Raw genomic sequence first — 18,424 nt, 5'->3', positions numbered from 1 at the left:
CCGGCCCCCTGCTGGACCGCCTGATCAGGACACCAGAGCGCTCAGGGGTTATCAATAGTCCGGACCACCTGTTTTGTTACTGCTTCTTGAGCTCTCGGTGGAGCAGAAGGTATAAGCGCCGTGAACGGTCCGCATCCTCCGGCACGGCGGGACCGGCTCCGTTTGCGGCGCCGGCCCGGTCCACGGAGCGGTGCAGGACCAACGCGGCGACGGCGGCCGCAGCCACCGGCACGCTTCCCAGGGCAAGCATAAGACTGCAGTACATCCACAGGAACATCAGGGTGGGCGGGGTGCCGAGCGGTGCCTCCAGGAATCCGGTGGCCAGAACCAGCCAGAACGCCGCACAGACGGCGAGGAGAATCCACGCGGTGCGGCGACTGAGCAGGGTGAGCAGCTTTTGTTCCATGGGAACATCCAGACAGGAAGAACGGAGGTGCCGCCTGCTTGACCCAACAACCCTAGGCCCGCAGGCGGCTTCACCGCCGGTTTTGCGGAGCTTGTCCCTACTTTGTGGACAGAGGGGTTGCCATTCCCGCTGATTCCTCCACAATTATGGATATTTCCCCGGCCGGTGCCTGCTCATCGGCTGCCGATTGCAGTGCGGCGACCTGATCCGCTGGGACCTGGACAGTCACCGCGCCGGCGCGTCCGCTGGTGCTGATCGAGTGCACTTCCAGGTCCGGAACGGGCTTGGCCGCGAGCCAGGCCTGCACTTGGCTGCGGGCCTGCTGCAGTTGGTCGGCGTTGAACGCCACGAGGACCGGCTCTGCACCGGCGTCGCGCACCTTGGCCTCGGCCTCCGGACCGGTTACCGCGACGTGGAGAACGCCGCGGTCAATCCAGCCGTCCGCGTAATCGGCTCCCAGCTCATTCTTGAGGCGCGCGTGCAGCAGCAGGAGCTGGGCAGCGGGTCCGTCCGTTGTCATGGTTGCATCCGATCCTGGTGTAGGTGACGTGGCAGTGCCGGATGGTGAATCCGGCGGGGCGCCCGGGCCTTCGTCTGCGGATAGCGGCGCGCAGCCGGTAACCGCGCCTGCGGCGATCACGGTCGCCAGGGCGACCCCGGCCAGGGATCGGGCTGAAAGCAGGTGGAGCGACGGCGGCGTCCGGTTTCGGATCATGATTCCTCCTGGTGCGTGACAGTAGCTTAAGTCAAAGCGGGTCCCGGCCGTTGGCAGGGACCCGCTTCAGTGTGTACCGCTGGTGCTGTTAGGCGTCCACAGAAACCCGGCGGCGCTTGTTGTACATCAGCGCTGCAGCACCGGCGGCGAGCAGGGATGCTCCGCCTCCGGCCAGCAGGCCGAGGTTGGCGGCGCCGGTGTCAGGCAGCCCGCCACCCGGATTGGCGGCCGGAGCCGGGTTCACCACAACCGGAGCTGCGGTGACCGTGATGCCCGCGGAGGCGTCGGCCGACGGAGCGCTGTTGATGGTCTGGACGGCCGTGATTGCGTAGTCGCCCGCGGTCAAATCGCCCATCGGAACAGACCAGTTGCCGTCTTCGTCCACGACTACGGCCTCGAGGGCCTCGTCATCGACCGCAACGGTCACCTCGACGCCGGCGGTGCCGGTACCGGTGATTTCGTTGGGGAGTGAACCTTCAACGAACTCCTGGCCGTCAGTTGGGGAGGTGATCACCGGAGCGTCGGGTGCGACCGTAAGGTTCAGCGTCGCTGCCGCCGAGTCTTCCTTGCCGGCAATGCCGCCCTGGACTGCGGACAGCTTGTAGACGCCGTACGTCAGCGGTTCCTCGAGGGTTACCGCCCAGTTGCCTTCGTCGTCGACCTCGGTATCGAGAACTGCAGCGGCTGCTACTTCCTCTTCCTCGGCGTCGCCCGGCACAGTCAGGGACACGGTGGCGCCGGCTACGCCGGTGCCTTCAACGGTCTCGATGGAATGCAGCACCGTGGCGGGGGTCGTGAAGACCGGGGCCGGCAGGGGAGCTTCCTTGACCGTCAGTTCGAAGTTGCTGACGGTGGACTTGCTGTATCCGTTGACGGCCTGCGCAGTGATGGTGAGCTTTTCGTCGGCCGGCACCAGGGTCGGTGCCTTGAAGGACCAGGTGCCGTCCGCGGCGACCTCTACCGTCGAGTCGACGCCGTCGACGGTCAGGTCCACGGTCTTGGCGCCCGTTGCGGTGCCGGTGATGACCGCGTCGGTGTCAACGGTGCCGTTGTTCGCCGGGCTGGTCAGCGCGGGTGCGTCCAGGTGGATGGCGAGGGTGTAGCCGGAGAGCACGGGCATGGCACGGTCGAGGTCGGCGCCCGTGACCTTGCCGGAGCCGGGTACGCCCGCGCTGATGAGGCCTACGGCCAGGTTGCCGGAGATCATGGATCCGCCGGAGTCGCCCTGCGCAGCCTGGAGCTGGGCTTCAAACCCTTCAACCCAGGAGCCCTCAACGTTGACAAGATGATCACTCTGCAGGATGGTGCCGCAGGTCCAGAAGGTTGTCCGGCCGGACTTGCAGATCGGTGCGCCCACGACGGGTGAGGTGGTTCCGGTGACCTTCACTGTGGTGGCGGAAAGATCATCAACGTTCTCCCACTGCAGGGTCTCCGGCAGCAGGGTCAGCTCGGGGTTGATGTCGTCGATGACGCCGATATCGGTACCGGGATCGGTCTCGGTGCCGCCGAATTCATAGGTGGCGCTGAAGAGGCCCAGGTCGTAGTCATGATGTTCGAGAGTGGTCTCGGGGAATGCTCCGTCCGGGCAGTGCCCGGCGGTGATGGCGGCAGCCTCGCCGTCGGCGTTGAACCCGGCGAAACCGATGGAGCAGGCAAAGGCACCTTCGGCGGTCGCGAAGAGGTAGCCCGAACCATTCGGAATGTCTTCAAACTTCAACGTGGTCCCGTGGTCGTAGGTGACCGTGACGTTTGAGTACAGCTCGTCGAACTGCTGCGGCGTCATAGGTGCAGTCGTGCCGCGGGCCCTCTGGGAACCCAGCGCTTCTGCGGGATCGCCCACCTTGAGTTCAAACCCCTGCTCAATGTTGCCGCTGACCGACTGCAGCTTGTCCGCACTGCCCGTTGCTGCGGCGTATTCGGACAGGAGGCTCCGGAGATCCGATGCCCGCTTTGCCTTTACATCAGCCGGAGCTTTGTCCTCGGCTGCTTCGGTTTCGGCGGGCTGGACTGCGGGGGACGCCGCGGGGGCCGGTTCTGCGCTGGGAGCCTCCACAACCGGGGCCTCAGGCTTAACGACTGTGGCGTCGAGTTCGGTAGCGAGTGCCTGGAGTTCTTCGCCGCTGCCGGTGATAACCAGGCTGCCGTCGAGGACCTCAATGCCGACGAAGCCCGCAGTGGCCTTGAGCCGCTCGAGGTTGTCCGAGGCCTTCTTGCCGAGGTCGCCTGCAGCCACGAATTCGTCGACGGTCATGCCGAGGTCGCGCTGGAGGGCCTCCTCGAGACCGGGAGCCAGTTCTCCGGTGCCCTGCATTGCAGCGGCGGGTGTTTCGGTCGTGGTCGGCTGCGGGGTGTCCCCGGTATCAGCCATGGCCGGGCCGGCGATGAATGCGCCGCTCACCGCCAGAAGGGCAGCGGCGCTAAGGGCGCCTACCCGTGCGTAGAGCGGGCGTGAACTTTCCTGCATGAAATTTTTCCCCCATAAAACATCGACCACCGGCGTTTCCGTGCAGGCGCACGTACGGCACCTGGAGATTGCGGAGGTAATGAGACTGACACTACTGAATTTGTACCGATCCCGGCCGATTCCCTGAAAGGCCGTTATCCTGCCAATGAATTCAACCGGCCGGAATTAAAGCACCGGGTAACCGAGATCACAGACACGCGAAAGAATAGCGGCCACCGCCCGGTATGGCAAGGCTTGTGCATGGGCGCTTTGCATGCCGGGCCTAACGCCACCGCGTTCGCGAAAAAGGGCATAAACGCGAAGCGGGCCCCGGCTATTCGCCGGGGCCCGCCTCGTCTATTGCTTAGGAATTCCTAGGACTCGGAAGCCGCGTTGCGGCGCCGGTTGAACAGCAGGGCTGCACCACCGGCGGTGAGCAGGGCTGCTCCGCCTCCGGCCAGCAGGCCCAGGTTCGCCGCACCGGTGTCGGGCAGTCCGCCGGCTCCCGGGTTTCCGGCCGGAACGGGATTGACGGTGACGGGCGGAGCAACAACTGCAGCCGTAACGGTGAAGCTGGTGTCGGAGAAATCGGAGATTGCATCCCCGACGGCCTGGATGGCAACAATGTTGTGGGCACCCTCAGCCAAAGGAGTCAGCGGGACGGACCAGTTGCCACTGGCATCGGCGACAGTTGCCTGGATCGCGAGTTCATCCACATCGGCCTCACCGTCGAGGTCGAAGTCGACCACGAGCTCGACGTCCGCACCGGGCACCGCGGTGCCGGTGATTGCTGCCGGCAGCTTGTTGACGGGGACTTCGGCACCCTCGCCCGGGGTGGTGACCACCGGAGCGGCGGGGACCACATCGATGAAGTCGGTGATTGTCTCGGAGCTTTCCTTGCCCTCCTGCGACTGCACGAGGGTCAGGTCATACCCTCCGTAGCCCAGCGGCGTCTCGAGGGCCAGCTCCCAGATACCGTTCTCGCCAACCGTGACAACTCCGGTAATCGGTGCTGCTACGTCCCCGGCGATCGTGATCGTGACGGTGGCTCCCGGCACGCCGTTGCCGGTGAGAACCTTCAGGGAGTCCACGACGCGGGTCGGGGTGGTGACTCCGGGTGCCGGCAGTGGTGCATCTTCAAGGGTCACAACGACAGTGGTGGGTTCTGACCGGGTGTCGCCGTTGATGGCAACTATCGTAAGGGTCAGCGTAGCCCCCCCTTCCGCCGTGAAGGTGGGCGCGAGAATACTCCACGTGCCGTCTGCCGCTACAGCAATGGTGTCCGGCTTTGCTCCATTGATGGACAATTCCACGGAGGTTGCCCCCGGAGCTGTTCCCTTGATGAGGTGGCTCGTCTTAATGACATCACCATCGGCCAGATTGGTCGTGGGCGGCGCCAGAACTGCGGGTGCGGTGGGTGCCTCGGTGGCCGGTGCGGTCGGTTCCTGGGTGGCCGGCGGCGTGGCCGGTGCGGTGGGTTCCTGGGTGGCCGGCGGCGTCGTCGGCGGCGTGGTCGGTTCCTCGGTGGGCGGCGGCGTCGTCGGCGGCGTAGTGGCCGGCGGCGAGGCGGGTGCCGACGGGTCCAGCTCTCCGGCCATCGCGGGGCTGGCAATGAATGCGCCGCTGACTGCCAAAAGGGCTACGGCGCTGACGGCGCCGACCCGTGCCGAAATGTTGCGTGAATTTTCCTGCATGAAATTTTCCCCCATAAAACCGTCAACCTCCGACGTTTCCATGCTGGTAAGGCGGCAAATGGAGAATGCGGAGGAAACGAGACTGAAACTGCTGAACAAGTATTTGAAGTACGCACAGTAATGTGCGCCATCAATAAGTGGTACCTGCACCGGATAGAGACCCATGCCGCAGGTAAGGGCGAGAATAGCGTGCCTCTCCTCAGATAGCAAGGATGCAGATTATCCGGACAAAGAGCATATTGAAAGCGCTCCCCGGGCCGGGTAGCGTCGCCGTCGTAATCCCGGACCCTCAGTCCCGGGCTGTCCTAAACCGCAGGGAGATTCATGGCACGGGCGCGGACAAAAGGCAGCCAAACGGCACTGCGGCCGGGAGCGGCCGGGATTCTCGTGGCGCTGGCATCGTCGGCGGTGTTTGGATTGTCCGGATCCTTTGCGAAGGCGCTGCTGGAAACCGGTTGGAGCCCCACCGGCGCCGTTGCTGTCCGGATGCTCGGAGCAGCACTCGTCCTCGCGGTTCCCACAGCTCTCGTCCTGCGCGGACGCTGGAGCCAGGTGCGGAGCAACTGGCGCACCATCGTACTGTTCGGGTTCATCGGGGTGGCCGGTTGCCAGTTCTTCTATTTCAACGCGGTGGAGCGCCTGTCCGTGGGCGTTGCCCTGCTCCTGGAGTTCCTTGCCCCGGTACTGATGGTGCTTTGGATCTGGGTCGCCACGCGACGCCGCCCCGGCATCCGCACGGTCCTTGGTACGGTGGCCGCCGTGGCGGGGCTGGTCCTGGTCCTGGACCTGGGCGGGAGCACGCGGATTGACCCGGTGGGAGTGCTGTGGGGACTCGCCGCCGCGGTCTGCCTGGCGAGCTATTTCTTCATCACCGCCAAGCAGAACGATTCCCTTCCGCCATTGGTGCTGGCCACGGGCGGGATGTTCGTGGGCGGTGCCACCATGGCCGCGTTGGGCCTCACCGGCGTCCTTTCCCTGGATTTCAGCACCACGGATGTGGACCTGGCCGGCTGGCGGACCGCATGGTGGGTCCCGCTGATCGGCCTGGTGCTGTTTTCCACGGTGCTGGCGTACGTCACCGGGATTATTGCGGCCCGCTCCCTCGGCTCGCGGGTGGCTTCGTTCGTGTCCCTGACCGAGGTGCTGTTCGCGGTCCTGTGGGCGTGGCTGCTGCTTTCGGAGCTGCCACGCCCCGTCCAGCTGGCAGGCGGGTGCCTGATTGTTGCCGGTGTTGTGCTGGTCCGTTCCGACGAATCGGCCGGGCTGCCGGGGGAGGCAGCGGCCGACGTCGAGCCCTACGCCTAGCCGCCGCTTAACCCTTCAATTCCCGCAACGCCTGCGGGCCGCAAACTGGAGACTGGCACTTGCTGGCCCTTCCGCGGGCACCGGAGGGGCCTGGAGGAAGGCGGCTTTAATATTCTCGCGAGCTCTGCGAGCGGAGAATTTCGTTGCCGCCGTTCCAGGCCCCGTAGGGGCCTAAAGGCCCCAGGCCCCGGGCCGCTACACCCCGGGCGCCTCAGCCGCCAGGGGAGCGGAAACCTTGATTTCCCGCTTCAGGATCTTGCCCGTGGGCCCCTTGGGCAGCGCGTCGGTCAGCTCGATCCGGCGCGGATACTTGTACGCGGCCAGCCGGTCCTTGGTGAACTGCTGGATGTCTGCGATCAGCTCGTCCCGTGCTGCGTCGTCAGCGGGCATTGCTTCTTCACGAAGTCCGACCACCGCCACGATTTCCTCGCCGTGCAGCGAATCGGGGATGCCGATGACCGCTGCTTCGGCCACGGCCGGGTGCTCGTAAAGGACCTCTTCGACCTCACGCGGGTAGACGTTGTAGCCGCCGCGCAGAATGATGTCCTTCTTCCGGTCCACTATGTAGATGTTCCCGTCCTCGTCGAAACGGGCCAGGTCCCCGGTCCGGAACCAGCCGTCCGGGATGGCAGCGGCCGTGGCGTCGTCGTTCTTCCAGTAGCCCTTCATCACGCCGTCGCCGCGGACGGACAGCTCCCCGACCTCGCCGACCGGAACGTCGTTGCCGTCCGGGTCCAGCATCCGGACCTCCGTCCCCGCCACGGTTTTACCGATGGAGCCGGGCCGGCGGTCGCCGCCGGGAACATTGAAGGAGACAATCGGCGAGGTCTCCGAGAGGCCGTAACCCTCCAGGAGTTCGATGCCGAAAACCTCCTCGAACTCGTGCAGGATTTCCAGCGGCATGGCGGAACCGCCGGTGATGGCTCCGCGCAGGGATGACAGGTTGGTGGTCTTGACCGCCGGGTGGCGGAGCATGCCCACGTACATGGTGGGCACGCCTTCGAAGATGGTTACGCCGTCGCGCTCGATGATCTCCAGGGCCTTGCCCGCATCGAAACGAGGCAGCAGGCTGATGGACGCGCCGGACAGGACGGACGAGTTCAGGGCCGCGGTCTGGCCGAACACATGGAAGAAGGGCAGGCCGCCGAAGTGGACATCCGTCTCCACCGTGTTCAGCAGGGACTGCGCCACGTAGGCGTTGGTGAGGAGGTTCCGGTGCGTGAGGGCTGCGCCCTTGGGCCGTCCCGTGGTTCCGGAGGTGTAAAGGATCACCGCGGTGTCCTGGTCATCCACTTCAGCCACTTCGGTGCGGCTGTCCGCACCGGCCAGCAACTGCAGGAATGCGGCCGAATCCACGGAAACCACCTCCACTCCGCCGGCCTCTTCCGCCCCGGCAGAGACTTCCCCGGCCACGCCTTCCCACGCGAAGGCAATCCGGGCACCCGAGTCCTGCAGGTGGTAGGCCACCTCGCGGGCCTTCAGCAGCGGGTTCATGGGAACGACGACGGCGCCGTGGCGCAGGGCGCCGAAGTACAGGAACGCCATCTGCGGGATGTTCGGCATCACCAGCGCAACGCGGTCTCCGGGCTCCACGCCCCGGCTGGCGAGGAAACCGGCAACCTTGGCGCTCATGGCGTCGAGGGCGGCGTAGGAGACTACGGTTTCATCTAGCTTCAGGGCTGTCCGCTCCGGAAAGCGCGCCACCGTGTCGGTCAGAATGCCGGCGAGGTTGTGCATGGGGTGATCTCCTTTGATCTGCGACGTAGAGGGAAGTCTAGCCACCGCCGTCGGACGCGGGAAACTTTCTTGACCCGGCGGCTCACAAACGGAGCGCGGAAAACGTCTACCGTATGTGGAAGTGAAACCCTTTGAGCAGATTGTCCGCGAACACGGCCCGTCCGTGCTGCGCGTCTGCCGTGCCGTCGTGGGCCCGGACCAGGCCGAAGATGCGTGGTCCGAAACGTTCCTCGCCGCCCTGGGCGCCTACCCGGACCTGCCCGAGGGCGCCAACGTCCAGGCCTGGTTGGTGACCATAGCCAAGCGGAAGGCCGTGGACCAGCACCGTTCCGCCGCCCGAAACCCGGTTCCGGTGGACGAAGTCCCCGAACCGGTGAGGGCACCGCAGGTGGACACCGACGGACTGTGGTCGGCCCTGAAAACCCTGCCGGTCCGCCAGCGCGAGGCGCTCGCGTACCATCACCTCGCCGGGCTCCCGTATGCCGAAGTGGCCCGGCTGCTCGGCGGCAGCGAAGCCGCCTGCCGCCGCTCCGCGGCAGACGGGATCAAGAAACTACGAACCCTGTATGAGGAGGACCGCCATGGCATCCTTTGAGACCACCGACGCCGGCCCCTCCAGTGCCGGGCTCCTGGACCCCGACCCCCGCGAGGGCGCGGTCCTTGCCGCCCTGCATTCCCGCCTGGCCGCAGGAGCCGGGTTAGCCGGGCTGCTGGACGTTGCCTACACCGTCATCGACAGTCCCGTGGGCCGGCTCATCCTTGCCGCCACCGACGCCGGCCTGGTCCGGGTCGCGTTCGAATGCGAAGGGGTGGATACCGTGCTGCAGGACCTCAGCACCCGGATCAGCCCGCGGATCCTCGAGGCTCCGGAGCGCCTGGCCCGTCCCGCCGCCCAACTCCGCGAGTACTTCGAAGGGACCCGGCGCAGCTTCGACCTGGACCTGGACCTGCGGCTCACCGCCGGATACCGGCGGACCGTGGTCCAGGCGCTGCAGCAGATCGGTTACGGGCACACCTCCACGTATGCGGGCATAGCCGCACTAACCGGAAACCCCGGTGCCGTCCGGGCTGTGGGCACCGCCTGCGGCCGCAATCCGCTGCCCCTGGTCATCCCCTGCCACCGGGTCCTGCGCTCCGACGGGACTACCGGCGGCTACCGCGGCGGTCCCGCCGCCAAGAAGATCCTCCTCGACCTGGAAGCCGCCGCATGAGCAACTCCCTCTTTCCCCGCGAACGATCCGAACCCGCCGTCGGCGCCGTCCATGTGCCGGGCTGGCTGCCGCCGGAGAAACAGCAGCGCATTGTCCAGGCCTGCCGGCAGTGGGCCATCGGGCCCGTTCCCATGCGCGCGGCCGTCCTCCCCGGCGGGCACACCATGTCCGTGCAGACCGTATGCCTGGGCTGGCACTGGCAGCCCTACAAGTACACGCGGACGGCCGACGACGTCGGGGGCGGCCGCGTTGCCGAGCTGCCGGACTGGCTGGTCGAGCTGGGCCGCGACGCCCTACGCGAGGCCTATCGGCAGCCCGACGGCGGGTACGCCCGGGACGATTTCCGGCCGGAGAACTACACCCCCGATACGGCGCTGATCAACTACTACGCCGAGGGCGCCCACATGGGCATGCACCAGGACAAGGACGAGAAATCCAGCGCACCGGTGGTATCCATCAGCATCGGGGACACCTGCGTTTTCCGGTTCGGGAACACCGAGACGCGGACCCGGCCCTACACCGACTTGGAGCTGGAATCCGGAGACCTGTTTGTCTTCGGCGGTCCCTCCCGGTTCGCCTACCACGGTGTTCCGCGGACCCTGGCAGGCACGGCGGACCCGGCATCCGGCCTGCCCGCGGGGCGGATCAACATCACGCTGCGCATGACCGGACTGTCATGACCGAGGGGGCGGCCCTGGCAGGCAGGCAGCGGCGTCCACTCCGGCACCGCGGCCCCTTCGCCTGGGAACCGCTCGCCGGTGCCCTGCAGGCGCACGCCGTGCCCGGCCTGGAGCGGGTTACCCGGACGGACGACGGCGCTACGGTCGAGCGGTTGCTGGAGGGAGCTTCGTCCCCCGTCGCCGTGGCAGTGTCCCTGGCGGACGCCGGAGTAGTCCTCGACCTGCCCGCGCTGCCCGCGGCGGAGGAAGCCGCCCTCATATCAACGGTCCGGACCTGGCTGGACCTGGATGCTGATCCGGGCGTAGTGGACCCGTTCCTCTCCCGATTCGAGCTGCTGGAACCCCTGGTGAACAGGCACCCCGGCCTGCGGGTGCCCGGCTCCACGGACGGCTTTGAAACCGGCGTCCAGACTGTCCTCGGGCAGCAGGTATCCCTCGCGGCCGCCCGGACCTTCGGCTCCCGGCTGGTTGCGGCGTTCGGGGAGCCCGGGCCGAACGGGTTGTCCGCTTTTCCGACGGCGGAGCGGCTGGCAGCAGTGCCGGCCGCCGAGATCCAATCCGCGGTCCGGATCACCCATGCCCGTGCCCGAACTCTTTCTGCGCTGGCCGAAGCCGTGGCCGGTGGCCTGCCGCTGCGCCCGGGAGCGGAGCCGGCGGCCGTGCGCACCGGCCTGCTGGCCCTGCCCGGAATCGGACCGTGGACAGCGGACTACCTGGCTGTACGGGTGCTGGGGGACCGGGATGCCTACCCGGCCGATGACTTGGTGTTGAAACGCGCTCTCGGGGTGGGGAGCGGGCGGGAGGCAGCCCTGCTTTCGCAGCCCTGGCGCCCGTGGCGCTCCTACGCCCTGTTCCACCTGTGGACCCGGGCAGCCTACGCGGTGCCGGCCCCCGCTGCGCGGTAGCTTCCGCCCGCGGCCCGTCAGGTCCCGAGCAGCGCAAAGACGAGGGACAACGCCGCCGGACCGCCCTGCACCAGGGACAGCCTGCCCATTCTCCTGTCGCTGAGCACCAGGACCACCGCAGCGAGCAGCATGCACGCAGTGGTGAAGGTCATCAGCGTCAGCCCGGCCACGGCATTACCGGCGACAAGCAGGACCACACCCAGTCCTGCGCCCACCGCCAGGAACAGGTTGTAGAACCCCAGGTTGTAGGCCAGTTGTGCGGTGGCCGCGGCATTGGTTCCCCGCAGCTGAAAGATCGCCGCGGTTTCCGGCTCGGCCCAGCGCAGGGATTCGAGCATAAAGAAGTAGAACGCCACGGCGGCGGCTACTACGGCAAAAATTGCGGCGGCAATCAGCACGGGCACTCCTTGCGGATGCGGGGGCTGCCGGCGCAGTCGCGCCCCAGCAGTGTTCTCCGCAGTGCCGTCAATGCTGACAGCAGACCCCGGCGATCCTCAAGGGGGAAGGGGTTTTCGGTTGGCAGGCGGGACCGATTCCCCGCTAGCCTTGAAAGGGCAGCATTTTTGTACCTGCCTCCCCGGCGCTGGACGCCGTATCCGCTTCTTTGGAAGGACACCCCTTGCGCCCGATCCGCCCCGCCCGTTCCCTGGCCACGGTGGTGCTGGCAACGCTTGCCCTGACCGCCTGCGGATCCGATTACCCCCTCGGTGACGCCCAGCGCGAGGCTGCCGAGAACAGCACCTCCAACCTCACCGGAGTGCTGTCCGGCGCCGGATCGAGTGCCCAGGGCCCTGCAATGGATTCCTGGATCGCCGGTTTCGGGACGCTGCATCCCAAAGTCCAGCTCCAGTATTCGCCGGACGGCTCCGGTGCAGGGCGCAGCGCGCTGCTGGCCGGTGCGGTGAACTTCGCCGGGTCCGACGCCTATCTGCAGGAAGAAGAGATAGAGGACGCCAAGGCAGTCTGCGGGCCGGAGGGTGCCCTGGACATTCCCGCCTACATTTCCCCGATTGCCGTGGCGTTCAACCTCCCCGGCATCGAGTCGCTGAACCTGGATGCCGTCACCATTGCCCGGATGTTCCGCGGCGAGATTGACACCTGGAACGATCCGGCCATCGCCGCACTCAACCCGGGCGTGCAGCTGCCTGAAACCCGGATCACTCCCGTCAGCCGGGCGGATGACTCGGGCACCACGGAGAACTTCACCGAATACCTGCACGAAGTGGCGCCCGATGCCTGGCCGGATGCACCGTCCGGAACCTGGCCGGGAGGGCTGCAGGGCGAGAACGCACAGGGAAGCTCCGGCGTCGTCAGCACGGTGACACGCACCGAGGGAGCCGTCACCTACGCCGACGACTCGGTGATCGACGATTCCATGGGCACCGCCAACCTGCTCGTCGGAACCGAATTCGTGCCGATCAGCGCCGAAGCGGCAAGCACCGCCGTCGAACAGTCCAAGCGCGTCCCCGGACGCGGGGAACATGACATTGCGCTCCAGCTGGACCGGCGGACCACGGCGCCGGGGGCCTACCCGCTGGTGCTGGTTTCCTACCAGATCTACTGCAGTTCGTATGACGACGCCGACCTCGTCGAGCGGGTGCGGACCTTCGGCCAGTACGTGGTGAGCGAGGAGGGGCAGCAGACCTCCGCGGAAGCAGCGAAGAGCGCCCCCATCCCCGAATCCCTGGCCGAAGAGGCCCGCGAGGCGCTGGAATCCATCACCGTCCGCGACTAGTTCCACGGGCCTGCGGTGCTACCTGCCGGTAGCACCGCAGCTTCCCCTGCTGCTCTTTCGTTGCCCTCTTGCGCCCCCTCATCGCCGGTGTCACCGTGGATTTACGCAACGCTGAAGGGGGCTGCTGTGGAACCCATCCGAATCGAACGCTGGTGGCCTTACCTGGACGGTTCGGCCAAGGACTGGTTGAGGCACAATCTCCGCCAGGACGGCCTGCCGCCCAAGGTCCAGGACCGGATTGCCGAGGCCGGCGGCCCCGTCATGGACCCCATCCTCGCCGAGCCGGACTGGGCCTTCATCGAACTGGACGCCCAGGCCGTCGAGTAGGGGTGCGGCACCAAGGCTGCTATGGGAGGGGCCGAGCCAATCTGCTAGATTGGCCGCACCCCGGCCTAAGGCGGCATTATGACCAAGCTCAGTGACGAGTCCCTGCCCCATCTCCCGCAGTCCATTGCCCGGCCCGGCTATGACCGCTCCCGGCTCAGCACCGGCATCGTGCATTTCGGTGTCGGAGGATTCCACCGGGCACACCAGGCGATGTACCTGGACCGGCTGATGAACGCTGGCAAAGCCCTGGACTGGGCTATTTGCGGAGTGGGTGTACTGTCCTCCGACGCCGCCATGAAAACCGTGATGGACAGCCAGGACTGCCTGTACACCTTGGTCCTGAAGCACCCCGACGGGGCCCTGGAAGCCCGCGTGATCGGCTCGATTGCCGAGTACCTTTTCGCACCCGAGAATCCCGAAGCGGTCATTGAAAAAATGGCATCCCTGGCCACGCGCATCGTCTCGCTCACGATTACCGAGGGCGGCTACAACATCAGCGACACCACGGGAGAATTCGATCCCGGAAATGCCGGCGTGGCGGCGGACCTGCAGCCCGGTGCGGTGCCCTCAAGCGTCTTCGGCCTGGTGGTCGAGGCACTGCGCCGCAGGCGCGAGCGAGGGCTGGCACCGTTCGCGGTGATGTCCTGCGACAACGTCCCGGGCAACGGCGAAGTGGCGCGAAAGGCCTTCGGGGAGTTCGCCCGGCTGCGGGACCCGGAGCTGGGCAAGTGGGTGCAGGAGGCTGTTTCCTTCCCCTCCTCGATGGTGGACCGGATCACTCCGGCGACCACCGATGCCGACCGCGCGCTGCTGTCGGAGGAGTTCGGCGTCGAGGACGCGTGGCCCGTGGTGGCCGAGGACTTCGAGCAGTGGGCACTCGAGGACGCCTTCCCGCAGGGCAGGCCACCGTGGGAAGACGCCGGTGTGAGCATGGCGACGGATGTGGAGCCGTACGAGCACATGAAACTGCGCCTGCTGAACTGCGGCCACCAGGGTCTGGCCTATCTGGGCTACCTTGAGGGCTACCGCTACGTGCATGAAGCAGCCCGTGACCCGCAGTTGGCACAGTTCCTGCTGGACTACATGGATAAAGAAGCCACGCCCACCCTGCTCCCCGTCCCGGGCATCGATCTGGCCGAATACAAGAAACGGCTGCTGCAGCGCTTCGGCAATGAACACGTCCGGGACACCCTCGCCCGCCTGTGCGCTGAAAGCTCGGACCGGATTCCGAAGTGGCTGGTTCCTGTGGTCCGCGAGAACGTGGCGGCCGGCGGCGAAGTCTCCCGTTCCGCTGCGATCATTGCCGCCTGGGCACGTTACGCCGAGGGCGTGGATGAGGCAGGCGAACCGATACGGGTTGTGGACAACCGGCGGGACGAGGTAATGGCCGTAGCCGCCCGGAACCGGGAGGATCCGCTGGCCTTCATTTCCCAGCAGCAGTTCTTCGGCGATCTGGCCTCCGATGCCCGGTTCACGGAAGCGTACCTATCCGCTCTGGGGACCCTGCACCGCAGCGGAGCCGCGGCTGCCGTCGCCGCACTGGTGGACAAGGCCTGACCGGACAGCGTCCAGAGGCACGCCCTAGTCGACGAAGTGGGTTTTCACAGCCTGCGAGGTCACGGACTGCACCACGCGCTCGGCGACGTCCCGGAGTTTCACGTTCCGGTTGCTGGAGGCGTCGCGCAGGATTTCGAAGGCCGCTTCCTGGCTGCATTTGTTCTGCGCCATGACAATGCCCACGGCAACGTCGATGGTGGTCCTGGCTCCCATGGCCGCGCGGAGGTGATCGGCGGTGCTCCTGTGCCGGGCGATCTGGACGGCCAATTGCAGGGTAACTGCCGCCTCGGCGGCGAACATTTCGGCTGACCGGATGATGTCCGGCGTGAAGTGACCGGCGTCCCGGGCATACAGGTTGAGCCCGGCACCGCCGTCGTTACCGAGGATGAGCGGAACGCCGAGGATGGAATAGAAGCCGCGGTCCCGGATGGCGTCCGCATACTCCGGCCACCGCGGGTCGGTGCGCACGTCTTCCACCACGACGGTCCGCCCTGTCCGCGAGGCCCGCATGCACGGCCCGTCTCCGAAGCCGTACTGGATTTCGTCCAGCGCCCGCGCCGCCTCGCTGCTGCTGGCCACGGTGGTGCCCTGCTTGTTCCGAAGCAGGGTCACCCCGGCCAGGACTTCGGCATCGCTGCTGAAAAGCTCAGCGGCACGCATGGCGAACCCCTCAAGGAAGAACTCCACCGACTCAGTCTGCAGAATTAGCTGCTGCAATTCAGCTGCAACGGACTGCTGGTCCGCGGTTAGGCTCATACGCTGATTCTATCGCCGCCCGGCCCCGCACCCGTCCGCGCAACCGCTGCCCGCCACGCCTAGGTGGCCTCCACCAATTCGGTTTCCTTCTCCCTGCTCCACGTCCTGGCATAGACCCCGATCAGTGCCTCCTGGCGAAGCGTGAATCCCAGCCGGTTCAACAGGCCGTGCGCCTGGTACACAGTGAGGTGCTGGGCGCTGCGGCTGGCTCCGGCCTTGTCTGCCCGGTAGAGGTAGGTGTCAATGGTCCGCAGCCAGCGCCGGCGCCAGTTGGTGACGGCGGGTTCGGAGGCGGTGGCCATCATCAGCCGGTGCACGGGCATCAACTGGGCCTGGGCCTGCGCACCGGTAGCCTTCTGCACTCCGGCAGCCCGCGGATCGGAAGCGGTGCAGCTATAGAGATGGCTGTCCCAGTAGTACTCCCAGGAAACACGACGGCGGTCCGGCCATGTGGAGGCCCGCGGTCCCTTCATCATGGCGTAGGCCGAATCGAAGAGAAGCAGGGATGCCAGCGCCGATCGGTTCTGTGCCTTCGCAAACCGGGCGGTTGCCCAGAGGCAGAGATCGGAGGAAAGCTCGAAGACTTCCTCTGCCAAGGCCAGCCCGTCAACGCCGCCGTAGCGGGCCAGGTCCGCTTCGACCGACGGCAGCAGCGCGTCCGTGCCGATTGTCCGGTCCAGCACCGGTTCGTTGAATTCATGCTCCACCGAGAGGCTGCGCACCGGATCCCCGGACTGCTCCTGCAGTGCCCCCAGCAGGGACTGAAGCCGATCCAGGGTTTCCACGGGGGCAAGTACCCGAAGCCGGACCTGCGCATTGGACGGCTGCATCCGTCGGGTATAGAACCACCGCTTGGTTCCGCAAAGCCTCGCCTGCGCAACGAGGGGGGTCACAAGTTCACCGATGATCCGGTCTGCCAGTTCGAAACTACCGGCATCGACGGTCAGGTTCCACCATGTGGGGTGAGGAGAGGGGCGGGAGGGGGTGCGGAGCGCGGCTGGCTGGGTCATGGCCATCCTTTCGGTGCTTGTTGTGCTGAGCCACCCCACCCGGAACGCCTGTTTCAGCGCGTCCCGGGATGGAAGTCTTTCCCAATCCAGCGGCCGTGTCCACCACCTGAGGTTCCTCGCTGCGAAGACGGGCGGAACCCATCCCGAAGCGCTCGATTAGTAGTAATATCTCCTGCTTGTGCACGCGGGTCCGGGGGTGCCGCACAGCCGCACCCCCGGTACTGCAGGGGCCGGGAATAGGGTAATTCCGTCATATTTACGGATATCGCAAGCAGGCTGATAAATTGTTTGGCCGGGCACAAGACTTCTTCGAATATCCGATGAATGCGGGCCCCGGAAATTGTCCCTGCATAACTTGTTCTTCCAAAAGGTCCGGCATGCCCATGATTTCCCGCCGTTTTCCGCGCATCGGCCGGCAACGGACGTCCATTCCGGACTGGCCGGCCCTTTTCCACTGTTCCCCGTCCGGATACGTTGTGGTTTCCGGGCAGGGCGTCATCCTGGAATCAAACTCCACTTTCGCGGCGTGGATCGGCAGGAACCGGAGCGCGCTCGCAGGCACCGTTTTTGCCGATCTCCTTTCGCCCGAAGACCTGCTGGAATACCAGCGCTGGAGCGCGGCACTCACAACAACACCTGCAGCGAATCTAAGCGTCGACTTCAACGGAGCCGGAAACACCAGGCTGCCGGCTCACATCTCGGCGGTCCGGACCGCCTCCCGCGGCCGCACCGTGGACCTGGTCACGGTTTTCCCCATGCCCGGAAGGCGCAGGTATGAACGCGACCTGGTTGACGCGCTCCAGCAGGCCGAAGCCGCAGAAGCCGCACGCGGTGCTGCCGAGCGCGCGGCCAAGGAGCGGGAATCACTTCTGAAAACCATCCTGGACACGGTGGACGTGGGGGTGCTCGTGGTGGATGACGAGGGCCGGGAAATCCTCGCCAACGCCCATATGGAGGCCAGCCGGACCATATTGGGGGCCGAAGACCTGAGCGACTTCGAGTCCGGAGCGTGGTCTGTCTACGGTCCGGACCGGATCACACCGCTTCCGGACGAGTTGCTCCCCATCCGCCGTGCCGTTGCCGGTGAATCCTTTTCGCAGCAGATCATGTGGATCGGCACCGGCGAGGGCAAGATGGCGGTCAGCGTGTGTGCACGCCCGGTGCGGAACGGAGGGGACTTCAAGTGCTCGGTCCTGGCATTCAGCGACGTCACCCAGCTGGTGCGCGCGCTGGCGGCACAGGGTGAGTTCGTGGGTAATGTGTCCCACGAGCTGCGTACACCCCTGACGTCCATCCTCGGCTACCTGGATATGGCCCTGGAAGAAGAAGGACAGTTGCCGGGCACGGTCGAATCGGCCCTGCAGGCAGCGGTTCGAAATTCCGAGCGGCTGCTGCAGCTGGTCTCCGATCTGCTGTCCGTGGCATCCGACAACGGCGCGATGGAACTGCAGGAAGTGGATCTGGCTTCCACCGTCGCAGCCGCCGCCGATTCCTTCCGCCCCCACGCGCGGATCAACGGGGTGGAAATCGGTGTTGAGGTGGCGGCCGGGCTGCGGGCAGTGGCGGACGAAGGCCGGATCCGGCAGGTGCTGGAAAACCTGGTGTCCAATGCCGTCAAGTTTTCACCCGGCGGCGGAACGGTGCGGATAGGGGCGCGGAGGCAGGATGAAGCCGTGGTGATTGAGGTCGCCGACACCGGAATCGGCATGACGCCGGCGGAGCAGGAACAGGTCTTCAGCAAGTTCTTCAGGTCCGGGCAGGTTCTCACCGCGGCCATCCCCGGGGCAGGATTGGGCCTGGTGATCACCCGCAGGATTGTGGAAGAGCACGGGGGGAGCATCGACTTCAGCAGCGAGGCGGGGCGGGGAAGCGTCTTCACCGTGAAGCTGCCGGCGGCTGGGCCGGGTACAAGCTTGCAAAGTTAGTAAGTCTGCTTATCGTTA

At 66.2% G+C, this 18,424-nt stretch carries 17 protein-coding genes; 9 read left to right on the top strand and 8 right to left on the bottom strand.

The genetic code is table 11. The annotated features are described in order from the left end of the window. Positions 1 to 76: 76 nt before the first annotated feature. From N2L00_RS15675 to N2L00_RS15660, 4 genes are all read right to left on the bottom strand, one after another. Entirely contained in the window at positions 77 to 406 is a 330-nt protein-coding gene (locus N2L00_RS15675) for a hypothetical protein (protein WP_255765440.1), read from the bottom strand. Positions 407 to 503: 97 nt separating this feature from the next. Continuing rightward, positions 504 to 926, bottom strand: coding sequence for a hypothetical protein (locus tag N2L00_RS15670; protein ID WP_255862266.1), 423 nt, complete (start codon positions 924 to 926; stop codon positions 504 to 506). A 283-nt stretch (positions 927 to 1,209) separates the two neighbouring features. Further along, positions 1,210 to 3,585 (bottom strand): LPXTG cell wall anchor domain-containing protein, encoded by a 2,376-nt coding sequence (locus N2L00_RS15665; RefSeq protein WP_255862267.1) that lies wholly within the window; start codon positions 3,583 to 3,585, stop codon positions 1,210 to 1,212. A 353-nt stretch (positions 3,586 to 3,938) separates the two neighbouring features. After that, positions 3,939 to 5,258, bottom strand: coding sequence for an LPXTG cell wall anchor domain-containing protein (locus tag N2L00_RS15660; protein WP_255862268.1), 1,320 nt, complete (start codon positions 5,256 to 5,258; stop codon positions 3,939 to 3,941). Positions 5,259 to 5,582: 324 nt separating this feature from the next. Between N2L00_RS15660 and N2L00_RS15655 the strand changes: the two genes are divergently transcribed. After that, positions 5,583 to 6,563 carry a DMT family transporter gene (locus N2L00_RS15655; protein ID WP_255862269.1) on the top strand — a complete coding sequence of 327 codons (981 nt, stop codon included), beginning with the start codon at positions 5,583 to 5,585 and terminating at the stop codon, positions 6,561 to 6,563. Positions 6,564 to 6,758: 195 nt separating this feature from the next. Here N2L00_RS15655 and N2L00_RS15650 read toward each other — a convergent pair whose 3' ends face one another. Beyond that, entirely contained in the window at positions 6,759 to 8,300 is a 1,542-nt protein-coding gene (locus N2L00_RS15650) for a long-chain fatty acid--CoA ligase (protein WP_255765435.1), read from the bottom strand. A gap of 121 nt (positions 8,301 to 8,421) precedes the next feature. On the opposite strand from N2L00_RS15650, the gene N2L00_RS15645 reads away from it, so the two are divergent. The 4 genes from N2L00_RS15645 to N2L00_RS15630 are packed head-to-tail and all read left to right on the top strand — an operon-like array spanning position 8,422 to position 11,096. Continuing rightward, on the top strand, positions 8,422 to 8,895 hold the full coding sequence (locus tag N2L00_RS15645) for an RNA polymerase sigma factor (RefSeq protein WP_255765434.1): 474 nt from the start codon (positions 8,422 to 8,424) through the stop codon (positions 8,893 to 8,895). Further along, positions 8,882 to 9,511 (top strand): methylated-DNA--[protein]-cysteine S-methyltransferase, encoded by a 630-nt coding sequence (locus tag N2L00_RS15640; protein ID WP_255765433.1) that lies wholly within the window; start codon positions 8,882 to 8,884, stop codon positions 9,509 to 9,511. The genes N2L00_RS15645 and N2L00_RS15640 overlap by 14 nt, the downstream gene beginning before the upstream one ends. After that, positions 9,508 to 10,191 (top strand): alpha-ketoglutarate-dependent dioxygenase AlkB, encoded by a 684-nt coding sequence (locus N2L00_RS15635; RefSeq protein ID WP_255765432.1) that lies wholly within the window; start codon positions 9,508 to 9,510, stop codon positions 10,189 to 10,191. The genes N2L00_RS15640 and N2L00_RS15635 overlap by 4 nt, the downstream gene beginning before the upstream one ends. Beyond that, positions 10,188 to 11,096: a DNA-3-methyladenine glycosylase gene (locus N2L00_RS15630; protein WP_255862270.1), complete on the top strand. Its 909-nt coding sequence runs from the start codon at positions 10,188 to 10,190 to the stop codon at positions 11,094 to 11,096. Before N2L00_RS15635 ends, N2L00_RS15630 begins: the two co-directional genes overlap by 4 nt. A gap of 17 nt (positions 11,097 to 11,113) precedes the next feature. Here the strand turns inward: N2L00_RS15630 and N2L00_RS15625 are convergent, their stop codons facing one another. Then, positions 11,114 to 11,494 carry a DUF1304 domain-containing protein gene (locus N2L00_RS15625; RefSeq protein WP_255765430.1) on the bottom strand — a complete coding sequence of 127 codons (381 nt, stop codon included), beginning with the start codon at positions 11,492 to 11,494 and terminating at the stop codon, positions 11,114 to 11,116. 221 nt (positions 11,495 to 11,715) lie between these two features. Here N2L00_RS15625 and pstS point away from each other — a divergent pair, with 221 nt between their 5' ends. The 3 genes from pstS to N2L00_RS15610 all read left to right on the top strand — a co-directional run bounded on the left by pstS (position 11,716) and on the right by N2L00_RS15610 (position 14,715). After that, the gene (gene pstS, locus N2L00_RS15620; protein ID WP_255765429.1) at positions 11,716 to 12,831 is read left to right on the top strand and encodes a phosphate ABC transporter substrate-binding protein PstS; all 1,116 of its coding nucleotides are present in this window, start codon (positions 11,716 to 11,718) and stop codon (positions 12,829 to 12,831) included. A gap of 126 nt (positions 12,832 to 12,957) precedes the next feature. Next, positions 12,958 to 13,158, top strand: a complete 201-nt coding sequence (locus tag N2L00_RS15615) for a hypothetical protein (RefSeq protein ID WP_227920152.1) — start codon at positions 12,958 to 12,960, stop codon at positions 13,156 to 13,158. Positions 13,159 to 13,236: 78 nt separating this feature from the next. Then, entirely contained in the window at positions 13,237 to 14,715 is a 1,479-nt protein-coding gene (locus tag N2L00_RS15610) for a mannitol dehydrogenase family protein (protein ID WP_255862271.1), read from the top strand. 24 nt (positions 14,716 to 14,739) lie between these two features. Here N2L00_RS15610 and N2L00_RS15605 read toward each other — a convergent pair whose 3' ends face one another. Further along, positions 14,740 to 15,471 carry a GAF and ANTAR domain-containing protein gene (locus N2L00_RS15605; RefSeq protein ID WP_255862272.1) on the bottom strand — a complete coding sequence of 244 codons (732 nt, stop codon included), beginning with the start codon at positions 15,469 to 15,471 and terminating at the stop codon, positions 14,740 to 14,742. Between the two features lie 59 nt (positions 15,472 to 15,530). Next, positions 15,531 to 16,481 carry a lantibiotic dehydratase C-terminal domain-containing protein gene (locus tag N2L00_RS15600; RefSeq protein WP_255862273.1) on the bottom strand — a complete coding sequence of 317 codons (951 nt, stop codon included), beginning with the start codon at positions 16,479 to 16,481 and terminating at the stop codon, positions 15,531 to 15,533. Between the two features lie 377 nt (positions 16,482 to 16,858). Between N2L00_RS15600 and N2L00_RS15595 the strand changes: the two genes are divergently transcribed. Continuing rightward, positions 16,859 to 18,406, top strand: coding sequence for an ATP-binding protein (locus N2L00_RS15595; RefSeq protein WP_255862274.1), 1,548 nt, complete (start codon positions 16,859 to 16,861; stop codon positions 18,404 to 18,406). Positions 18,407 to 18,424 lie beyond the last annotated feature (18 nt).

The organism is Arthrobacter sp. zg-Y1171 (genome assembly GCF_025244845.1).
Classification (GTDB): Bacteria; Actinomycetota; Actinomycetes; order Actinomycetales; family Micrococcaceae; genus Arthrobacter_B.
This window is presented reverse-complemented; position numbering and strand designations above follow the sequence as displayed.